The sequence below is a fragment of the Sphingomonas sp. NIBR02145 genome (assembly GCF_027359115.1).
Classification (GTDB): Bacteria; Pseudomonadota; Alphaproteobacteria; order Sphingomonadales; family Sphingomonadaceae; genus Sphingomonas; species Sphingomonas kyeonggiensis_A.
This window is the reverse complement of the sequence record NZ_CP114791.1, coordinates 3,221,400-3,238,624: the sequence shown is the minus strand read 5'-3', so window position 1 is coordinate 3,238,624 and position 17,225 is coordinate 3,221,400. Positions and strand designations below refer to the sequence as shown.

General features: G+C 66.9%; 15 protein-coding genes and 1 tRNA gene. 7 read left to right on the top strand and 9 right to left on the bottom strand.

Annotation, left to right across the window (positions count from 1 at the left end; translation table 11 throughout):
* Positions 1 to 120: 120 nt before the first annotated feature.
* Positions 121 to 3,159 (top strand): sensor histidine kinase, encoded by a 3,039-nt coding sequence (locus O3305_RS14480; RefSeq protein ID WP_269573171.1) that lies wholly within the window; start codon positions 121 to 123, stop codon positions 3,157 to 3,159.
* Entirely contained in the window at positions 3,156 to 3,785 is a 630-nt protein-coding gene (locus O3305_RS14475; RefSeq protein ID WP_269573170.1) for a response regulator, read from the top strand. Before O3305_RS14480 ends, O3305_RS14475 begins: the two co-directional genes overlap by 4 nt.
* An 81-nt stretch (positions 3,786 to 3,866) precedes the next feature.
* On the opposite strand, the gene O3305_RS14470 is transcribed toward O3305_RS14475, so the two are convergent.
* Positions 3,867 to 3,957: transfer RNA gene (locus tag O3305_RS14470), tRNA-Ser, on the bottom strand.
* Between the two features lie 65 nt (positions 3,958 to 4,022).
* Here O3305_RS14470 and O3305_RS14465 point away from each other — a divergent pair.
* The gene (locus tag O3305_RS14465; protein ID WP_269573169.1) at positions 4,023 to 4,895 is read left to right on the top strand and encodes a peptidylprolyl isomerase; all 873 of its coding nucleotides are present in this window, start codon (positions 4,023 to 4,025) and stop codon (positions 4,893 to 4,895) included.
* 61 nt (positions 4,896 to 4,956) lie between these two features.
* Here O3305_RS14465 and O3305_RS14460 read toward each other — a convergent pair whose 3' ends face one another.
* The 4 genes from O3305_RS14460 to O3305_RS14445 are packed head-to-tail and all read right to left on the bottom strand — an operon-like array spanning position 4,957 to position 8,466.
* Positions 4,957 to 5,556, bottom strand: a complete 600-nt coding sequence (locus tag O3305_RS14460; protein ID WP_184163816.1) for an ABC-type transport auxiliary lipoprotein family protein — start codon at positions 5,554 to 5,556, stop codon at positions 4,957 to 4,959.
* Between the two features lie 8 nt (positions 5,557 to 5,564).
* Complete coding sequence (locus O3305_RS14455) at positions 5,565 to 6,530, bottom strand: MlaD family protein (protein ID WP_269573168.1); 966 nt, start codon at positions 6,528 to 6,530, stop codon at positions 5,565 to 5,567.
* Entirely contained in the window at positions 6,530 to 7,357 is an 828-nt protein-coding gene (locus tag O3305_RS14450; protein ID WP_269573167.1) for an ABC transporter ATP-binding protein, read from the bottom strand. The genes O3305_RS14455 and O3305_RS14450 overlap by 1 nt, the downstream gene beginning before the upstream one ends.
* Entirely contained in the window at positions 7,354 to 8,466 is a 1,113-nt protein-coding gene (locus tag O3305_RS14445) for an ABC transporter permease (protein WP_184163824.1), read from the bottom strand. Before O3305_RS14445 ends, O3305_RS14450 begins: the two co-directional genes overlap by 4 nt.
* A 61-nt stretch (positions 8,467 to 8,527) precedes the next feature.
* Here O3305_RS14445 and O3305_RS14440 point away from each other — a divergent pair, with 61 nt between their 5' ends.
* Entirely contained in the window at positions 8,528 to 9,199 is a 672-nt protein-coding gene (locus O3305_RS14440) for an HAD family hydrolase (RefSeq protein ID WP_269573166.1), read from the top strand.
* A gap of 49 nt (positions 9,200 to 9,248) precedes the next feature.
* Positions 9,249 to 9,695 (top strand): pyridoxamine 5'-phosphate oxidase family protein, encoded by a 447-nt coding sequence (locus O3305_RS14435; protein ID WP_269573165.1) that lies wholly within the window; start codon positions 9,249 to 9,251, stop codon positions 9,693 to 9,695.
* A gap of 115 nt (positions 9,696 to 9,810) precedes the next feature.
* On the opposite strand, the gene O3305_RS14430 is transcribed toward O3305_RS14435, so the two are convergent.
* From O3305_RS14430 to O3305_RS14420, 3 genes are all read right to left on the bottom strand, one after another.
* On the bottom strand, positions 9,811 to 11,016 hold the full coding sequence (locus O3305_RS14430) for a DUF445 domain-containing protein (protein WP_269576525.1): 1,206 nt from the start codon (positions 11,014 to 11,016) through the stop codon (positions 9,811 to 9,813).
* Positions 11,017 to 11,107: 91 nt separating this feature from the next.
* Entirely contained in the window at positions 11,108 to 14,263 is a 3,156-nt protein-coding gene (locus tag O3305_RS14425; protein ID WP_269573164.1) for an efflux RND transporter permease subunit, read from the bottom strand.
* A gap of 10 nt (positions 14,264 to 14,273) precedes the next feature.
* Positions 14,274 to 15,467, bottom strand: coding sequence for an efflux RND transporter periplasmic adaptor subunit (locus O3305_RS14420; RefSeq protein WP_269576524.1), 1,194 nt, complete (start codon positions 15,465 to 15,467; stop codon positions 14,274 to 14,276).
* 246 nt (positions 15,468 to 15,713) lie between these two features.
* Here O3305_RS14420 and O3305_RS14415 point away from each other — a divergent pair, with 246 nt between their 5' ends.
* Both O3305_RS14415 and O3305_RS14410 read left to right on the top strand, forming a co-directional pair.
* Complete coding sequence (locus O3305_RS14415; RefSeq protein ID WP_184163839.1) at positions 15,714 to 15,974, top strand: GlsB/YeaQ/YmgE family stress response membrane protein; 261 nt, start codon at positions 15,714 to 15,716, stop codon at positions 15,972 to 15,974.
* 105 nt (positions 15,975 to 16,079) lie between these two features.
* The gene (locus O3305_RS14410) at positions 16,080 to 16,805 is read left to right on the top strand and encodes an SIMPL domain-containing protein (RefSeq protein ID WP_269573163.1); all 726 of its coding nucleotides are present in this window, start codon (positions 16,080 to 16,082) and stop codon (positions 16,803 to 16,805) included.
* Between the two features lie 60 nt (positions 16,806 to 16,865).
* Here O3305_RS14410 and O3305_RS14405 read toward each other — a convergent pair whose 3' ends face one another.
* Positions 16,866 to 17,123, bottom strand: coding sequence for a GlsB/YeaQ/YmgE family stress response membrane protein (locus tag O3305_RS14405; protein WP_116840180.1), 258 nt, complete (start codon positions 17,121 to 17,123; stop codon positions 16,866 to 16,868).
* Positions 17,124 to 17,225 lie beyond the last annotated feature (102 nt).

Sequence of the window (17,225 nt, the reverse complement as noted above, 5' to 3'; positions counted from 1 at the left end):
GGCCGCTTCCCGGGGCTGATCCTCAAACGGGGGAAAAGCTGCTACGCCCTTTGGTGCCGACAGGCTCGGCATGCCGCGACAGGCCTGGATGACGAAGGCGAGGGGGGAACGCCGGTGCGCATGCTGATTGCCGCTTGCCGGGGATTGCTCGCCGCGTTTCTCGCGGTTGCGGCCTTTGGTGCCGTCCCTGCCGCCGGACAGGAAATTCCACCCCGTCTCGAGCAATTCCGGCACGATCGCTGGATGACCTATGAAGGCGCGCCTGCCGGCATGGCCCGGATCGCGCAGACGCCGGATGGCTGGATATGGATATCCGCCGCCGAGGGCCTGTTTCGCTTCGACGGACTCACCTTCGAGCGGATCCCGGTGGAGATGGGCTCGCCCCTGGAACGTGCCTCCGCCGGGCCGCTGCTGGTGACTCGCTCGGGGGAACTATGGGTCGGCTATGGCCAGAGTGCCGGCGTTGCGGTCTATCGTGGCGGCAAACTCCGCCATGTGCCGATGCCCAGCCCGCCGGCGACGATCAGCTATCTGGCGCAAACCCCGGACGGAGCGATCTGGGCGGTGGCCGGCTATCGCAACTTCGCCAGTGAGCGGCTGTTCCGGTTCGCCAACGGCCGCTGGGAGAATGCCGAGGCGCGGTACGGGGTAGCGGACGGCTATCTGAGCGAGCCGTGCGTAACGGCGGACGGAACGATGTGGATCACCCGCTCCGATACCCGGAGATCGATCCTCCTGTTTCTCCGCCCCGGCGCGACGCGGTTTCAGGCCAGTGGCTTTCCGCTTACCGGATCCCGCTGCTTTACGGATCGATGGGGCCGGTTATGGGTCCCCGGCAAGCGCCTGGTGATGCTGGCCGGGCGGGACGGCAAACTGCTCGATCACCCGCCCGGCCTGCGGCAAGCCGCGACCGCGCCGCCGATATTGCGGGCCTTCGGCGCCGATGGCGGCCTGTGGGGCCTGGCGCTGCGCAAGGGCGTCTATTATGCGCCCGGCGTGGCGCAAGCCGGGCGCGGTGCCAGCGATCAACCCGGGCTGTTCTCGGTCGCCGACGGGCTGACCTCGGAAAGCATCGCCGATCTCTTCATCGATCGCGACGGCAACATATGGGTTGCCACGCAATTGGGGCTCGACCGGTTTCGGCGCGCCACCGCGGTGCGCGAGCCGTTCGTCACGGGCAATTTTTCCTACGGCCTCGCCATGAGCCAGAGCGGTTCGGAAGTCTATGTCAGCTCCGACCAGGGGGTGTTCCAGCTTTCGACCGGCCAGCCGCGCAAGCTTCTGAACGATTGGCCGGACGGGCAATGCCCGGCGCGCAGCAAGGGGCTCTGGCTGATCTACAGGACGCGGATCGTCCGGCTCCAGCAGGGGCGCCAGGTCGCGATCCCCCGGCCCATGGACGAGGGTCTGACTTCCGTCTGTGCCGAGGATCGCTTCGGCCGCCTCTGGGTCGGGACCGTCAGGAATGAACTCAGATGGCATGATGCGCGCGGTTGGCACGTGCCGGGGCGGCAGCTCCCCAAGCCGCAATCCGCGGATCTCGTGATCACCGCGGCCGGGGACCTGGCCTATACGACCGGCAAGGAGCTGGTGCAGGTGATTGGCGAAAAGGTCAGCATCACGCCGCTTGGCAAGCATGACCCCGGGGTGATCACCCATTTGTCCGCGGGTATCGATGCTCTGTTCCTGAGCGGAAGCAACGGCCTGTTGCGGATACGCGGAAACAGGATCGATCGCCTGGACTGGCGGCGCGTGCCCTGGGCCGCGCAGCTGCGGGATCTGCTGCAGACGCCGGCGGGCGACACATGGCTGATGCGTCGCGACGTCATCTCCAGGGTCTCCACCCGGGATCTCGAGCACGCCTTTGACAATCCGGGCGCAGCGCTGGAGCGTGTTGCGCTCGACCTGCGGGACGGTGTCCGGATTTCCCAGAACCTTGCCTTTGCTGGCCCCCAAATGGCGTTCGGGGCTGACGGCCGGGTGTGGCAGCTCAACAATAATGGCGTCGCGTTCATCGATCCGGCCCAGCTTCTGCGAAGGGCGGTCCGCCCGCCCGTCACGATCCAGGCGCTGACGAGTGCTGGCGCCGTCCATCGCGATCCGGCCGCGCTGGTCCTTTCGCCGGGGACCCATGCCTTCGATATCGACTATACCGCGCTCTCCTACGCCCATCCCGAGCGGCTGCGGTTCCGCTATCGCCTGGAGGGTGTCGATGCCGACTGGGTCGATGCCGGCAGCCGTCGCCTGGCGTCCTACGCCAATCTCGGCCCGGGTTCGTATCGCTTCCGTGTCATCGCCTCGGACAATCGGCAGGACTGGAGCGATCCGGGCGCGACGCTCGACATCGTCATCAAGCCGACCTTCGTGCAGGGCTGGCCGTTCAAGCTGCTCTGCGCGATCCTTCTGCTCGGCCTGCTCTGGCTCGCTTACGCGCTGCGCCTGCGTGCCGTCGCCAACCGCATCCAGCTGCGCATGGCGGACCGGATGGCCGAGCGCGAGCGCATCGCCCGGGAGCTGCACGACACGCTGCTCCAGGGCATCCAGGGGCTGATGATGCGCTTCCAGGTGGTGGCCGACCGGATCACCGATCCCGTCACCCGGCAATCGCTCGACCGCGCGCTGGACAGCGCCGATGCGGTGGTGATCGAGGGGCGCGAGCGGGTGCGTGACTTGCGCTGTGTGCCGGAAGCGGGAGAACTCGGGCACAAGATCGATGCGCTGGTGGAGACGATGGCCGAGGGGGACGGTCCGCGGATCCGCCTGTCGGTCAATGGTGGGCAGCGTCCGCTGCGTGCGCTGGTGACCACCGAGACGCTGCGCATCGTCGAGGAGGCGCTCCGCAACGCCCTGCACCATGCGGCGGCGCAATCGATCTCGGTCGGACTGGAATATGGCCACCGGCAGTTCGTCCTGAGTATCCGCGATACGGGTGCCGGCATTCCCGAAGAGATACTCGCCGCGGGCAGCCGTTCGGGGCATTATGGTCTGATCGGCATGCGCGAGCGTGCTAGCCGGATCGGTGGGAGGCTCGATATCGTGGGCAGGAAAGGCGACGGGACGGAGGTCGTGCTGCGCGTGCCCGCGCGCGCCGCCTATGCCGGGCGCCGCCGTGTTGCCGGCTGGCTGCAGGCGATCCTTGGGGGAGTGCGGGACGCGTGACCGCGGGCAATCCCATCCGTGTGCTGGCGGTCGACGATCATGCGGTGTTCCGCGACGGCATCGCCGCCATCCTCGCGCCCGAGCCGGACATGGTCCTGGTCGGCGAGGCGACCAATGGCGTCGAGGCTGTCGATGCGTTCCAGAATCTGCGCCCGGACGTCACGCTGATGGACCTCCAGATGCCGGTGCGCAGCGGCATGCAGGCGATCGCCGAGATCCGGGCGCAGGCCCCCGCGGCGCGCATCGTCGTGCTCACCACCTATGACGGCGACGTCCAGGCCGTGCGCGCGCTCAAGGCCGGCGCGTGCGGCTATCTGCTGAAGAGCTCGCTCCGCAAGGAATTGCTCGAGACGATCCGCATCGTCCATGCCGGCGGCCGCTATGTTCCCCCGGCGCTGGCGCAGCAGATCGCCATCCATTCGGCCGAAGAGCCGCTCAGCGTTCGCGAGGTGGCGATCCTCCAGCACGTGGCGGCCGGCAAGCCGAACAAGGTGATCGCCTGGGAACTGTCCCTGTCCGAAGAAACGGTGAAAGCGCATCTGCGCAGCGTTTATTCCAAGCTCGATGTCAACGACCGCACCCAGGCGGTTACCGTCGCCTTGCGGCGCGGCATCATCGCCTTGTGAAATGATAGAGGCCGCGCACGGCAGGAACCCGGTCCTGGCGGCCCGTGAGTACAATTTAAGTAATTGATATTATTGGAATAATGGCGGAGCGGGAGGGATTCGAACCCTCGATACGGTTTTGCCGTATACTCACTTTCCAGGCGAGCGCCTTCGACCACTCGGCCACCGCTCCGCATGTCCCGGAAGTTGCGTGCCCTAACGATTGACGGGGGCGGAGGCAAGCAGCAGTCTTGCGCCATGCTGAAGCCCTTCCTCGCGCTTGCCGCGCTCGCCGCCATTCCGACCGCAACTGCCCAGACCGCGCCGTCGCCGGCCGATCCGGCGCCCGAGGACTGGAAGGCGGTTCCCGACAACGAGATACTGGTGATGACGCTGCAGGGCGGCCACCAGGTCTATATCCGCCTCGCCCCGCGCTACGCCCCCGCGCACGTCGCCAATATCCGCAAGCTCGCCGAGGCGCATTGGTGGGACGCCACCAGCGTCTACCGGGTGCAGGACAATTACGTGACCCAATGGGGTGGCGGCGACGACAAGACGGCGCTCCCGCCCGGCGTGATCGAGAACCCGCCGGCGGAATATGAATGGCCGGGCTTCGACGCGGTGAAGAGCGTCACCTTCGCCAAGCCGGACAGCTATGCGGCCAAGACCGGCCTCAGCGCCGATGGCTGGCCGCTCGCCAATTACGGCGCGGTGAGCTCGCTGACCCATTGCTACTCGATGGTCGGCGTCGCGCGCGACCTGGCGCCGTCGACCGGCAGTGGCGCCGAGCTCTACACCGTGATCGGTCACGCCCCGCGCCCGCTCGACCGCAACATCGCGATCATCGGCCGGGTGATCGAGGGCATGCAATGGCTGTCCAGCCTGCCGCGCGGCACTGCGCAACTGGGTGTCTATGCCAAGGACCAGACGCCCACGCCGATCCTCTCGGTCCGCCTCGCCAGCCAGCTGCCCGAGGACGAGCGTCCGCATTTCCAGTATCGCAGCACTGATAACCCGCGCTTCGCCGCCTGGATCAAGGCGCGCGAGAATCGCGACGGCGCGTTCTTCACCGTGCCGATGGGCGGCGTGGACGTGTGCAACGCGCTGCCGGCGGTGCGGCGGGCGCAATAGGATTGAGATACGCTGGCCGTTCCCCGGCTCGCGCCGGGGATCCGTTCAGGGAGTGCGGCTGTTACTTGCCCACCCAGTCCGAAACTTCGACCGCGACCTGATTCGCGGCCTTGTTGAGCGCCTCGGCGACCAGCTCGGGCTTCACTTCGGCTAGCGGTGCGCGCGCTTCGAAGCGGCGCTTCTGGAACTTGGTGGCATCGTCACCCTGCACCAGCAGCGCGTCATAGATCACCACCGCCTCGTTGGTATCGGCATCGACGCCGAAGCTGCGCAGCTCGCCCGACAGGGTAGCCCCCGGATCGACCTGCGACTGGCGATAGCTCAGCACCGGGCGGCCGGTGCGCGCCGAGATGGTGTCGCCGAGCAGCCGGGCAAACAGACGCGGCGGCGCCTCCACCCACTGCGCATCCTTCACATAGGCGACGGCATTGCCGCCCTGATGGACGGGCACGCGCGTCGTCGCGAGTTCGTGCGGGACCACCGGGAACAGCACGGTGACCGTCGAGCCCGAAGCCGGGGTCTGCACGTCGCCGGGCTTGACCTGCTCGGCGGCGCGGATCGTCATGAACGGCACCTTGGGCGGCTTGCCGCCGAACGAGATGCAGCCGGAGAGCATCGCGGCGAGCGGGGCGGCCAGCAGGAGCGGGGCGAGCTTCTTCATCGCGTCTCTCACTTCTTGGGCTTGTAGTCGGGGAGCTTGGGGCTGCCGACCAGGCTGGACGCGCCGCCCTGGTCGAGCTTCTCGGAGACCGAGGAAAGCGACTGTGCCATGATCCGCAAATCCTGGATCAGCTGGCCGATCTCGGGCACGGTCTTCTTGGAGAAGGCCTGCACGCCCGGCCGCGCATCGCCGAGCATCGCCTCGAGCGCATCCATGCTCTTCTTGGCCGACGCGATGGTCTTGTTGAGATTGGCGATCGTCGGCTTCACGTCATCGGCGACGACGCCATTGGCGGTCTGCGCCAGCTGGCCGATCTGCTCGGTGGCAACGCCGAACTTCTGGATGGCGACCCGCGTCTCGGCCAGCGTCGCCGCGATCTCCGGTCCGCGATCGGCGAGAGCATCGGTCAGGCGATTGGTGTTCGCCAGGATGCCGGCGATCGAGGCCTGGTTCTTGTCGCTCATCAGCTCGGTCAGCCGCTCGGTGAGCGTGGTCAGCCGCTCGAGCAGCTTCGGCGCCGAGGAGAAGATCGCGCCCAGGCCGCCCGGCTTGGTCGGGATCACCGGCACGCCGAGCGGGCAGGCCGCCTTGGGGTTCTCGTGCGGGCACTTGATCTCGGGCGCACCCTTTACCGCGCCTTCGAGCTGGATGGTGCTCGGGCCGGTGAAGCTGCTCTGGATCGTCGCGGTGGTGCCTTCGAGGATCGGCACCTCGTCCTTCACGGTGATGCGCACGCGCACCAGCTGGGGATCGGGCTTCCAGAACTCGATCGCCTTCACCTGGCCCGAGGGCACGCCGGAAAAGGCCACTGCCGAGCCCGGATTGAGCCCATCGACCGCCTGGCGGAAGAAGATGTCATATTCGCGCTCATTGCCGCCGGAGAGGCGGGCGAGCCAGACGATGAACAGGGCCAGCACCGCGAGCAGGATCAGCACGACGGCGCCCACCAGCACGTGATTCGAACGCGTTTCCATCAGCCCCTGTCCTCAGTCGCGTGCCCGGCATTTGCCTTGACGCTGCTGACCGCGGCGCGTCCGCGCGGTCCGTTGAAATATTCCTGGATCCACGGATGGTCCAAGGCGAGCAGCTCGGGAATCGTTCCCACTGCGATGACCTTCCTGTCCGCCAGCACCGCGACGCGATCACAGATCGCATAGAGCGTGTCGAGGTCATGGGTGATCAGGAACACGGTGAGCCCCAGCGTCTTCTGGAGCGAGGCGGTGAGTTCGTCGAACGCCGCCGCGCCGATCGGGTCGAGCCCGGCGGTCGGCTCGTCGAGGAACAGCAGCTCGGGATCGAGCGCGAGCGCACGGGCCAGGCCGGCGCGCTTCTTCATGCCGCCCGAAAGCTCGGCGGGAAATTTGGGCGCGGCCTCGGGGGGCAGGCCGGTCATCACCACCTTGTAGGCGGCGATTTCCTCGAGCAGCGCCTGGTCGAGCCTGGGGTAATATTCCTTGAGCGGGACCTGGACATTCTCCGACACGGTGAGCGTGGAGAAGAGCGCGCCGCCCTGGAACAATATGCCCCAGCGCTTGCGGATCTCGGTTGCCTCGGTCTCGTCGCGCCCGATCGTGTTCTCGCCGAACACCTGGATCTCGCCTTCGATCGGGGTCTGCAGGCCGATAATCGAGCGCATCAGCACCGACTTGCCGGTGCCCGAGCCGCCGACCACGCCGAGGATCTCGCCGCGGCGCACGTCGAGATCGAGATCCTCGTGCACCACCTGCTCGCCGAAGCAGTTCTTCAGCCCGCGGACGCAGATGACGACATCGTCGTCATGGGGAAGCGTGGGCGCGGTCATATCCAGCCAACCTGGGTGAAGAACACCGCGAAAAAGGCATCGAGCACGATCACCAGGAAGATCGCCTGGACGACGGCGATGGTGGTGCGGCGGCCGACCTGTTCGGCATCCGCCTCCACCTGCATGCCCTGGAAACAACCGGCGATCGCGATGATCGCGCCGAATACCGGCGCCTTGACCAGCCCGACCCAGAGATCGGTGAGGGGCACGACCTCGCGGATACGCTGGACAAAGGTTACCGGCGGGATGTCGAGCTGCACCCAGCAGAGCAGCCCGCCGCCGATGATTCCGATCAGCGCCGAATAGAAGCCGAGCAGCGGCAGCATCATCACCACCGCCAGCACGCGCGGAACGACCAAAGCTTCCATCGGCGAGACGCCGATCGTGCGCATCGCGTCGATCTCCTCGGTCAGCTTCATCGTGCCGATCTGCGCGGCGAAAGCCGAGCCCGAACGCCCGGCGACCATGATCGCCGTCATCAGGATGCCGAGCTCGCGCAGGGTGATGCGGCCGAGCAGGTTGATCGTATAGACTTCCGCGCCGAACTGGCGGAGCTGCACCGCGCCCTGCTGGGCGATGACGATGCCGATCAGGAAGCTCATCAGCCCGATGATGCCGAGCGCCGAGACGCCGACCACTTCGAAGCGGTGGACGGTGGCGTTGAAGCGGAAACGGCTGGGATGCCTGGCTACGTTCCAGAAGGCGATCAGCGTCGCGCCGAAGAAGCCGAGCAGGCCGTAGAGCGTGTGGAAGGCGGTGAGCACCGCATCGCCGACTTCGGAGAGCAGGTGGACGAACGGGCTGGCCGGCTTGCGCGGCAGCTCGATCGGATGCTCGGCGGCGACGACCTGGTCGAACAGATGCTGGCTTGCCGGCTGAAGCCCCTCGACCGGCGCTTCCTTGTCGCGTGCGAAGCGGTGGACCACCCAGGCGCCGACCGTGTCGATCCGCTCGACCTGCGACAGGTCGATGCGGCTGACATCGCCTTCGACCGCATCGAGCCGGTCGGGCAGGTCGCCCAGGCTGGCGAGCGACAAATTGCCGGTAAAGCGGAGGACTGCGCCGCCGCTGCCGGAATCAACCCGTTCGAAATCGGCCAAGGCGCTCATCGCGCGCACCTTTCGGCGATTCGGGCTGGATCGGCAAGCGCCTCCGCTCGTAGATGCATCAATGCACTGTCTCGCAATCTACGACATGGACAAGACCATCACCGCCGCGCCGACCTGGACGCGCTTCCTGGTGGCGGCGGCAAAGGCGCGGGCGCCGTGGCGGCTGGCGCTGTTCCCGGCGGTGGCCGTGGCCGGGATCGGCTATCTGCTCAAGCAGGTCGATCGCGCGGGCCTCAAGCAATTCTCGCAGCGGCTGCTGCTCGGCGGCGCGGTCACGCCGGAGGAGATGGCGAAGGTCGCGGAAGCGTTTGCCGAGCATGAAGTGACCCACGGCGTGCTCCACGGCGCGCGCGAACGGATCGCGGCGGACCGGGCCGGGGGCTACCGGATCGTCATGGCGACCGCCTCGCACGGCTATTATGCCGCGGCGATTGCCCGGCGCCTGGGCATCGAGGACGTGATCGCAACCGAGGCTAAGCGCGATGGGCAAGGCCGAATTCTCTCCCTGATTGAAGGCGATAACTGTTACGGGCCCGTAAAGCTCCATAGAATCGAGAGCTGGATGGCGGGGCAGGCGATTCCGCGCGGCAGCGCCCATGTCCGCGCCTATTCGGACCATGTCTCCGACGCGCCGATGCTCGACTGGGCGGACGAGGGCTATGCGGTCAACGCGCATGGCCCGCTGCGCAGGCTCGCCGCGGATAAGGGCTGGCCGATCCTCGACTGGAGATAATAGCCACGGCGTTCGTTCTTCCCTCCGCACACAAGATGCGGAGAGGATCATGGCCAAGACGCTGGAACAACTGGCGGAAATGATGAAGGACGTCGATTTCGCGATGCTCTCGACGCATAGCGAAGGCGGCACCATCGCAGCCCGCCCGATGAGCAACAATCGCGACGTCGACTATGACGGCGACAACTGGTTCTTCGCCTGCGAGGACACGCGGCTGATCGCGGACCTGAAGGCGAATGCGCAGGTGGGCCTCGCCTTTCACGGCAAGGCCGGGCTGCTCGGCATGAAGCCGGTGTTCGTCCATGTCGAGGGCGTCGCAGAGTTGATCCACGACAAGGCGGCGTTCGAGGACCATTGGACCAAGGGGCTTTCGCTCTGGTTCAAGGAAGGTGTCGATACGCCGGGACTGGTGCTGATCAAGGTGCACGGCGTCCGGGCGCATTACTGGGACGGCGAGGACCAGGGCGAGATCGTGCTGGAAGGCGTTGCTGTCTGAGGCAGGATGGGCCCAATGCGTCCGTCATCCCGGCGTTGAGCCGGGATCCCGCTTCTTCTTCTGCGGGGCAAGGCAGCGGGATGACAGCCCAAGGCCGGGGTGACGAAGGGCGCAGCTACAGCAGCGTATCCACCGTGTGGATCAGCACGCCGACCAGGCCGCCGACCAGCGTGCCGTTGATGCGGATATATTGCAGGTCGCGGCCCACGGCATTCTCCAGCCGGCCGGTGATGGTCTGCGCGTCCCAGCCCTTGATCGTGTCCGAGACCAGCCGGACGATGCCATCGCCATAATCGGTCGCGGCACCCACGGCGCTGCGGCGCGCGAAGCGGTTGATCGTGTCGGCGAGCTTGCGGTCCTCCTGCAGGGTGACGCCGAACTGGCGCAGCGTCTCGCCCATCTTGCCGCCCAGCGCCTTGCCGGGGTCGCGCGCCAGGCGGAGCAGCGCGGTGCGGCTGGTTTCCCATAGCCCGTCGATCCAGCGCTGGAAGGCCTGGTTCTCGAGCATCTCGAGCTTGAAGGCTTCGACGCGCTCGCGCAGCTCGGGCTTGTGCTGGAGGTCGTATGCGAGCCGCTCGAGCCCTTCCTCGGCCTTGAGGCGCAGGGGGTGGCCGGGGTCCTCGTTCATTTCGACGAGCAGCTTCTCCAGCCCCTCGATGATCTTGTTGGCCAGCGTCTCGTCGAGCCCGGTCCAGCGCATGATGCTGCCGGCGCGGCTATGGACCATCTCGCGGATCAGGTGCTCGTTGGCGTCGAGCGCGCGGGCGGCCCAGCGGGTCATGCCGTCGAGCAGGGGCAAGTGGCGGTCCTTGGCGATCGCGGCGCCGAGCGCCTGGCCGAGCAGCGGGGCGATGTCGATCGCGCGCAGCCGCGCGGCGATCGCGCCCTTGGCCATGCCGCCGAGGCGCTCCTGGTCGAGCGATTCGAGGAAGTCAGCGGCGAGCCGGCTGGCGCCGCGGCCGATGCGGCCGTCGCCATGCACCGGATTGGCGAGCCAGCGGCCGGCGGCGGCGGCGATGTCGAGGCGCTGCATGCGCCGGGCGACGACCTTGGGGGTCAGGAAATTGTCGCGCAGGAACTGGGCGAGGGTGGAGGCGATCCGGTCCTTGTTGCGCGGGATGATCGCGGTGTGGGGGATGGGAAGGTGGAGCGGGTGGCGGAACAGTGCCGTCACCGCGAACCAGTCGGCGAGGCCGCCGACCATCGCCGCCTCGGCAAAGGCGCGCACATAGCCCAGCGCCGGGTGGAGATGGTCGAAGGCTCGGGCGAGCAGGAAGATCGCCGCCATCGCCACGAGCAGCCCGGTGGCGACCAGCCGCATCCGGCGCAGCGGCGCCGGCACGGCCTCGGATGAAGAAAGGGGAGCGCGCAACTTCGTCACACGCTCCCCAATACATCAGACGCGATCAAGTTCACTCCGCCGGTTGCGGTGCATCGTCCCCGGGCTTGTGCTCGATCGTGCCGCCGCCATGGCCATGGCCGATCACGCGGCTGCCGTCATCGCCCGGTCGGAAGGTGAGCAGGCGGCGCGACAGCTTCGGTCCGAGCCAGTGCTCGAGGCCGACCGCGAGGCTGAACAATGCGGGGACCATCACCAGGGTGAGCACCGTCGACAGGATCAGGCCGCCGATCACGGTCATGCCCATCGGCGCGCGCCACGATCCGTCGCCGTTGAGCGACAGCGCGGTCGGCACCATGCCGGCGACCATCGCCACCGTGGTCATCACGATCGGCTGGGCGCGCTTGTGCCCAGCATCGACGATCGCGGTGAACTTGTCGACGCCCTTGGCCATCTCCTCCAGCGCGAAGTCGACCAGCAGGATCGAGTTCTTCGCGACGATGCCGAACAGCATCAGCATGCCGATGAACACCGGGAGCGATAGCGGCTGGCCGGCGATCCACAGCGCGATCAGCCCGCCCAGCGGCGCGTTGAGCAGCGAACCCATGTTCACCAGCGGCGACATGAAGCGGCGATACAGCAGCACCAGCACCGCGAAGACGAGGAAGATGCCCGTCGCCAGCGCGATGAAGAAGTTGTTGAGCATCTCCGCCTGCCACTTGGCGTTGCCGACGGTCATTTCCGCCACGCCGATCGGCAGGTTCTTCATGATCGGCAGCTGGTGGATCTTCTGCAGCGCCAGGCCCGAGACGATCGCCTTGCCGGTCTTCGGATCGGTCGCCAGGTCTGCGCCGATGACGACGCGGCGCTGGAGGTTCAGGCGCTCGATCTTGGTCGGGCCCGTGCCGAATCCGATATCGGCGACGACGTCGAGCGGCACCGAGCCGCCGGTCTGGGTCTGCACCGGCAGGTTCTGGATCGTCGATAGCTTGGCGCGCGCATCTTCCTGCAGCGCCACGCGGATCGGGATCTGGCGATCGGACAGCGAGAACTTCGCGCTGTTCTGATCGATGTCGCCCAGCGTCGCGATGCGGATCGCGTTCGACAGCGCGGCCGTGGTCACGCCCAGGTTCGCCGCCAGGTCGAGGCGCGGCTTGATTACGATCTCGGGGCGGTTGAGGTCGCCGGCGATGCGCGGAGCCACCACTTCGGGCATCTTCTGCATCTGGTCGACCAGGGTGAGCGCGGTCTTGGTGAGCAGCTCGGGATCCTCGCCGCCCAGCGTCACGGTCAGCGCGCGGCCGCTCGAGCCCCAGCCGCCCTGTGCGCGGAAGCCGACACGGGCATCGGGGATGGCGAGCAGGTCCGGCGTGATCCGCCGGGTGAACTCGTCGCTGGTCTCCTTGCGATCGTCCTTGAGCATCGCGGTCACGCGGCCGCTGCCGACGAACGCACGCTCATAGACGTTCTGGACGTCGGGCTCCTGGCGCAGGCGCGCCGCCACGCGGCGCACCACGGCGTCGGTCTGTTCGAGCGTGGTGCCCGGCACCATCTCGACATTGGCGGTGACCTGGTCCTCGTCCTGGGTCGGCTGGAAGGTCATCGGCAGCATCGCGAAGAACACCACGGTGAGCGCCAGCGAACCGACAAAGCCGGCGATCGCCGACCAGCGATGGTGCAGCGTCCAGCGCAGCAGCTTCACATAGCCGTCCATGATCCGGCCTTCGCCGTGCGAGGCATGGCCGTGCGCCTTGAGGAAATAGGCCGCGATCATCGGAGTGACGAGACGTGCCACCGCAAGGCTCATCAGCACCGAGGCGACGACGGTGAGGCCGAAGTTCTTGAAGAACTGGCCCGACACGCCCGGCATCAGGCCGACCGGCAGGAACACCGCGACGATCGACATGGTGGTGGCGAGCACCGCGATGCCGATCTCGTCGGCCGCGTCGATCGCCGCCTGATAGGCCGATTTGCCCATGCGCATGTGGCGGACGATGTTCTCGATCTCCACGATCGCGTCATCGACCAGCACGCCGGCGACCAGGCTGAGCGCGAGCAGCGTCATCTGGTTGAGCGTGAAGCCCAGCATGTCCATGAACCAGAAGCTGGGGATCGCCGAGAGCGGGATCGCCAGTGCCGAGATGAACGTCGCGCGCCAGTCGCGCAGGAACAGCAGCACCACGATGACCGCGAGCACGGCGCCCTCGATCATCGCTTCCATTGCCGAGTGATATTGCTGCTCGGCATATTTGGACCAGTTCGACAGCAGCTCGAAATGGACCTTGGCGTTGTTCTTCTCGAGCTGCTGGAGCTTCTTCTCCGCCTCGTGGAAGATCGCGACGTCCGACGCGCCCTTGGCGCGCTGGATGTCGAACGAGATCACCGCATGGCCGTTGAAGCGCGCGGCGCTGCGCAGTTCGGCATAGCTGTCGGTCACCGTCGCGATGTCGGCGAGGCGCACGGTGCGGCCATTGCCGGTCGAGATCTGGGTCTGGCCGAGCGCATAGGCGTTCTTGGCGTTGCCGAGCACGCGGACCGACTGTTCATAGCCCGAGATCTCGGCGCGGCCGCCGGCGGCGTTCATGTTCACCGCGCGCAGCTGCTGGTTCACCTGGCTGGCGGTGAGCCCATAGGACTGAAGCCTGGCCGGATCGATCTGGACGCGAATCTCGCGGTTGACGCCGCCATTGCGGTTCACCGCCGACATGCCGGTGATCGAGAGCAGGCTCTTCGCCACCGTGTTGTCGATATACCAGCTCAGCTGCTCGACGGTCATGTCGGGCGCGATCGCGGTGAAGCTGGCGATGTCGTTGTCGCTCGCCGAATCGACGCGGCCGATCTGCGGCTCGAGGATGCCGTCGGGCAGGTTGCCGCGGATCTGCTGGACCGCGCTGCGCACGTCCTCCACCGCGCGATCGATCGGGGTGCCGATCGCGAGCTGGACGACGGTCTGCGACTGGCCCTCGGTCACCGTCGAGTTGATCTCGTCGATGCCCTGCAGGCTGCGAACGGCGCTTTCCACCTGCTGGGTGATCTGCGTCTCGAGTTCGCTGGGCGCGGCGCCCGGCTGGCTGATCGCGATCCAGACGATCGGGAAATCGATGTCCGGATTGTTGTTAACGTCCATCCGGTTGAAGCTCATCAGGCCCGCAACCGTGAGGAACAGGAACAGGACGATCGGCGGAATCGGATTCCGGATCGACCAGGCCGAGATGTTCCGGAAGCTCATCGCTTGGATCTCACTTCTTCAGGAGCTGGGGGATGACCTTCTGGCCCGGGTTCAGGAACGCGCCGGCGGTCATCACCACGCGCTCGTTGCCGGTCAGGCCCTGCGTCACAGAGACGCCCGAATCGGTCACCGCGCCGGTGACGACGGGCGTGCGGACCGCCTTGTTGTCGCGGTCGAGAGTGTAGACATAATTGCCCTGCGCATCGCTCTGGATCGCCGACTGGGGCAGGATCACGGCGTTCTCGGCGCCGGTGATGATCTGCGCGCTGGCGAAGCCGCCCGGGCGGAGCGCCGGGTTATAGGCGAGCTGGATGCGGGCAATGCCCTGGCGGGTGTTCGGATCGATCACCGGCGAGACCTGCCACACCGTGCCGCTGAACACCTGGGTGCTGCCGGTCGGCGTGATCTGCGCGGTCGAGCCGACGCGGGTACGCAGGAGGTCTGCCTCGGCGAGCTGCGCGCGCAGCTCCATCTGGCCGCCCATCGCCATGCGGAACAGCACGCCCGAACCGCCGCTGACGATCTGGCCCGGCTCGACCTGGCGGGTGAGCACCAGGCCGGCTTCCGGCGCGCGGATGTCGAGGCGGTGGTTGCGTGCCTGAGTCTCCGCGAGCTGGGCGCGGGCGACGCGGACGCGGGCCGAGGCCTGGTCGCGCGCGGCGGTCAGCCGGTCGATATCGGCCTTGGACACGAAGCCGTTCGAGACGAGGCTCTGGGCGCGGTCTAGATTGGCCTGGGCGAGCTTGGCGTCCGCTTCGGCGACGCGCACCGACGCGGCGAGCGAATCGGCGGTCTGGACCTGGACCGAGCGATCGACAGTGGCGAGGACCTGCCCCTTGCCGACCCAGGTGCCCGGCTCGACCAGGACGCGGGTGACCAGGCCACCTTCGCCGACGACGCCAACCGGCATCTCGCGCTTGGCGGCAAGGCTGCCGGTGCCGCTGATCACGGTCTGCACGGCCTGGCGGCCGGGCGTGGTGACCGTGACGGTCGGCATCTGCGACTGGTTGCCGCCGGACTTGCTGGCCGCCTTGGTGGCGCCGGCGTCCTGCGTGCCGCTCATGAACTTGCCCATGGTGAAGAAGCCGGCGACGACGATCGCGAGGACGATCAGCGTAATCCAAAGCCACCGCCGCGACTTCGGCGCATCCCCACTATATTCCAGCCGCTCCTGTCGTCCGAACATTCCTGCCTCGTAATTCATGTGCGACATTCCGATCCGGCCGAAATCGGCCGCTGCCCCCAAGTTGATCGCACTGTATTAGATGAATAAGGCACCGGCTACAAGAGCCGTTTCGCGTGGCCGGGCAAATGCCCGTTCCGGCCATTTTCCGCAAGTATCCGGGATGTTTCCAGAACCGTTTCCGTCAAGAAACAGTTGCAATGAAGTCGCACTAGCGCGACCTTCCGCGCGGCTCGGGGGAGACGGGCCGAATCGAGGAGGGAATTCATGCCGCACGGGATTATTGGGTGGCTGCTCATCGGCCTGGTGGCCGGTGTGCTGGGCAAGCTGATCATGCCGGGCAAGGATCCGGGCGGGGTGATCGTGACGATCCTGCTGGGCATCGCGGGGGCGCTGCTGGCCTTTTACCTGACGCCGATGCTGGGTCTCGAAGTGCGCGACAGCACCTGGCAGGCCTATGCCGCCGCCACCGCCGGTTCGGTGGTGCTGCTGGCGCTCTACCGGCTGATCATGGTGCGCCGGGCGTAATTTCTTCGGGACGCGGGCCTGCGCCGGCCCGTGCCCGATTTCCGTTCAGCTTCCATTTGTCCCGCGCGCGGCATGGCTGTGTGCGGGACAATCATGTTGGAGTGAATGATGATTCGACTGGCTCTTGCCGCTTCTGCCGCCGCGATCACCGTTGCGGCGCTTCCCGCTGCCGCGCAGAGCGACGCGCGCCCGGTGCTGATCGACGGCACCGTGCTCGATGTCAGCGCGACCGGCACCAGCACGCGCGTGCCCGATCTCGCGGTGATCGAGGCGGGCGTGGTCACCCAGGCGAGCACCGCCGCGGTGGCGATGCAGCAGAACAATGCGCAGATGACCAAGGTCCTGGCCGCGCTGCGCAAGTCGGGCGTGGCCGAGCGCGACATCCAGACCGCGACGATCAACCTCAGCCCGCAATATCGCTATGCCCAGAACGAGCCGCCGGTGATCACCGGCTACCAGGCATCGAACCAGGTCTCGATTCGCTTCCGCGATATCGCGAAGAGCGGCACGATCCTCGATACGCTGGTGCGCGAGGGTGCCAACAACATCTCGGGCCCAAACCTGACGGTCGACAAGCCCGAGGGCGCGCTCGACGAGGCGCGGACCGATGCGATCAAGAAGGCGCGGGCGCGGGCCGAGCTCTATGCCCAGGCGGCGGGGCTCAAGGTCGATCGCATCCTGGCGATCTCCGAGGGCGGATCGCTGCCGATGCCGCCGGTGCCGATGATGGCGATGCGGGCCAGTGCCGGGATGGTTGCCGACAAGCTCGAGGTCGTGGCGGGCGAGCGCGAGCTGAACGTTACCGTCTCTGTGCGCTTCCTGCTCAAGTAATTCGCGCATGAAAAAGGGGCCGTCCCTGGCGGGGCGGCCCCTTTTGAATCCTGGATCCGGTTAGCGCAGCGAACCGCGACGGACCAGATTGACCAGCGCGAGCAGAACGATCGCGCCTACCAGCGACACCAGGAACGTGGTCGGGTTGATCACGCCGCTGTTGATGTCACCGCTGCCGAACAGCCAGCCGCCGATAAAGGCGCCGACGATGCCGACAATCACGTTCAGGAAAATGCCCTGCTGGGCATCGGTACGCATCACGATGCTGGCGAGCCAGCCGACGACACCGCCGATGACCAGCCAAACGATAAGGCTCACCATAAGTCCCTCCGTTATCTAGGCCCGCGGACCGGGCGACGAAGGAAAAATGAGCGGGCGCTCATGTTGGTTCCGTTCCGATATTTTGCACGGAAACGGGAA

What these genes read in the sequence shown, in the direction of transcription:
- O3305_RS14480 (WP_269573171.1), top strand. Translation starts at nt 121, where the DNA reads ATGCTGATTGCCGCTTGCCGGGGATTGCTCGCCGCGTTTCTCGCGGTT.
- O3305_RS14465 (WP_269573169.1), top strand. Translation starts at nt 4,023, where the DNA reads ATGCTGAAGCCCTTCCTCGCGCTTGCCGCGCTCGCCGCCATTCCGACC.
- O3305_RS14460 (WP_184163816.1), bottom strand. Translation starts at nt 5,556, where the DNA reads ATGAAGAAGCTCGCCCCGCTCCTGCTGGCCGCCCCGCTCGCCGCGATG.
- O3305_RS14455 (WP_269573168.1), bottom strand. Translation starts at nt 6,530, where the DNA reads ATGGAAACGCGTTCGAATCACGTGCTGGTGGGCGCCGTCGTGCTGATC.
- O3305_RS14450 (WP_269573167.1), bottom strand. Translation starts at nt 7,357, where the DNA reads ATGACCGCGCCCACGCTTCCCCATGACGACGATGTCGTCATCTGCGTC.
- O3305_RS14445 (WP_184163824.1), bottom strand. Translation starts at nt 8,466, where the DNA reads ATGAGCGCCTTGGCCGATTTCGAACGGGTTGATTCCGGCAGCGGCGGC.
- O3305_RS14440 (WP_269573166.1), top strand. Translation starts at nt 8,528, where the DNA reads ATGCACTGTCTCGCAATCTACGACATGGACAAGACCATCACCGCCGCG.
- O3305_RS14435 (WP_269573165.1), top strand. Translation starts at nt 9,249, where the DNA reads ATGGCCAAGACGCTGGAACAACTGGCGGAAATGATGAAGGACGTCGAT.
- O3305_RS14430 (WP_269576525.1), bottom strand. Translation starts at nt 11,016, where the DNA reads ATGCGGCTGGTCGCCACCGGGCTGCTCGTGGCGATGGCGGCGATCTTC.
- O3305_RS14425 (WP_269573164.1), bottom strand. Translation starts at nt 14,263, where the DNA reads ATGAGCTTCCGGAACATCTCGGCCTGGTCGATCCGGAATCCGATTCCG.
- O3305_RS14420 (WP_269576524.1), bottom strand. Translation starts at nt 15,467, where the DNA reads ATGAATTACGAGGCAGGAATGTTCGGACGACAGGAGCGGCTGGAATAT.
- O3305_RS14415 (WP_184163839.1), top strand. Translation starts at nt 15,714, where the DNA reads ATGCCGCACGGGATTATTGGGTGGCTGCTCATCGGCCTGGTGGCCGGT.
- O3305_RS14410 (WP_269573163.1), top strand. Translation starts at nt 16,080, where the DNA reads ATGATGATTCGACTGGCTCTTGCCGCTTCTGCCGCCGCGATCACCGTT.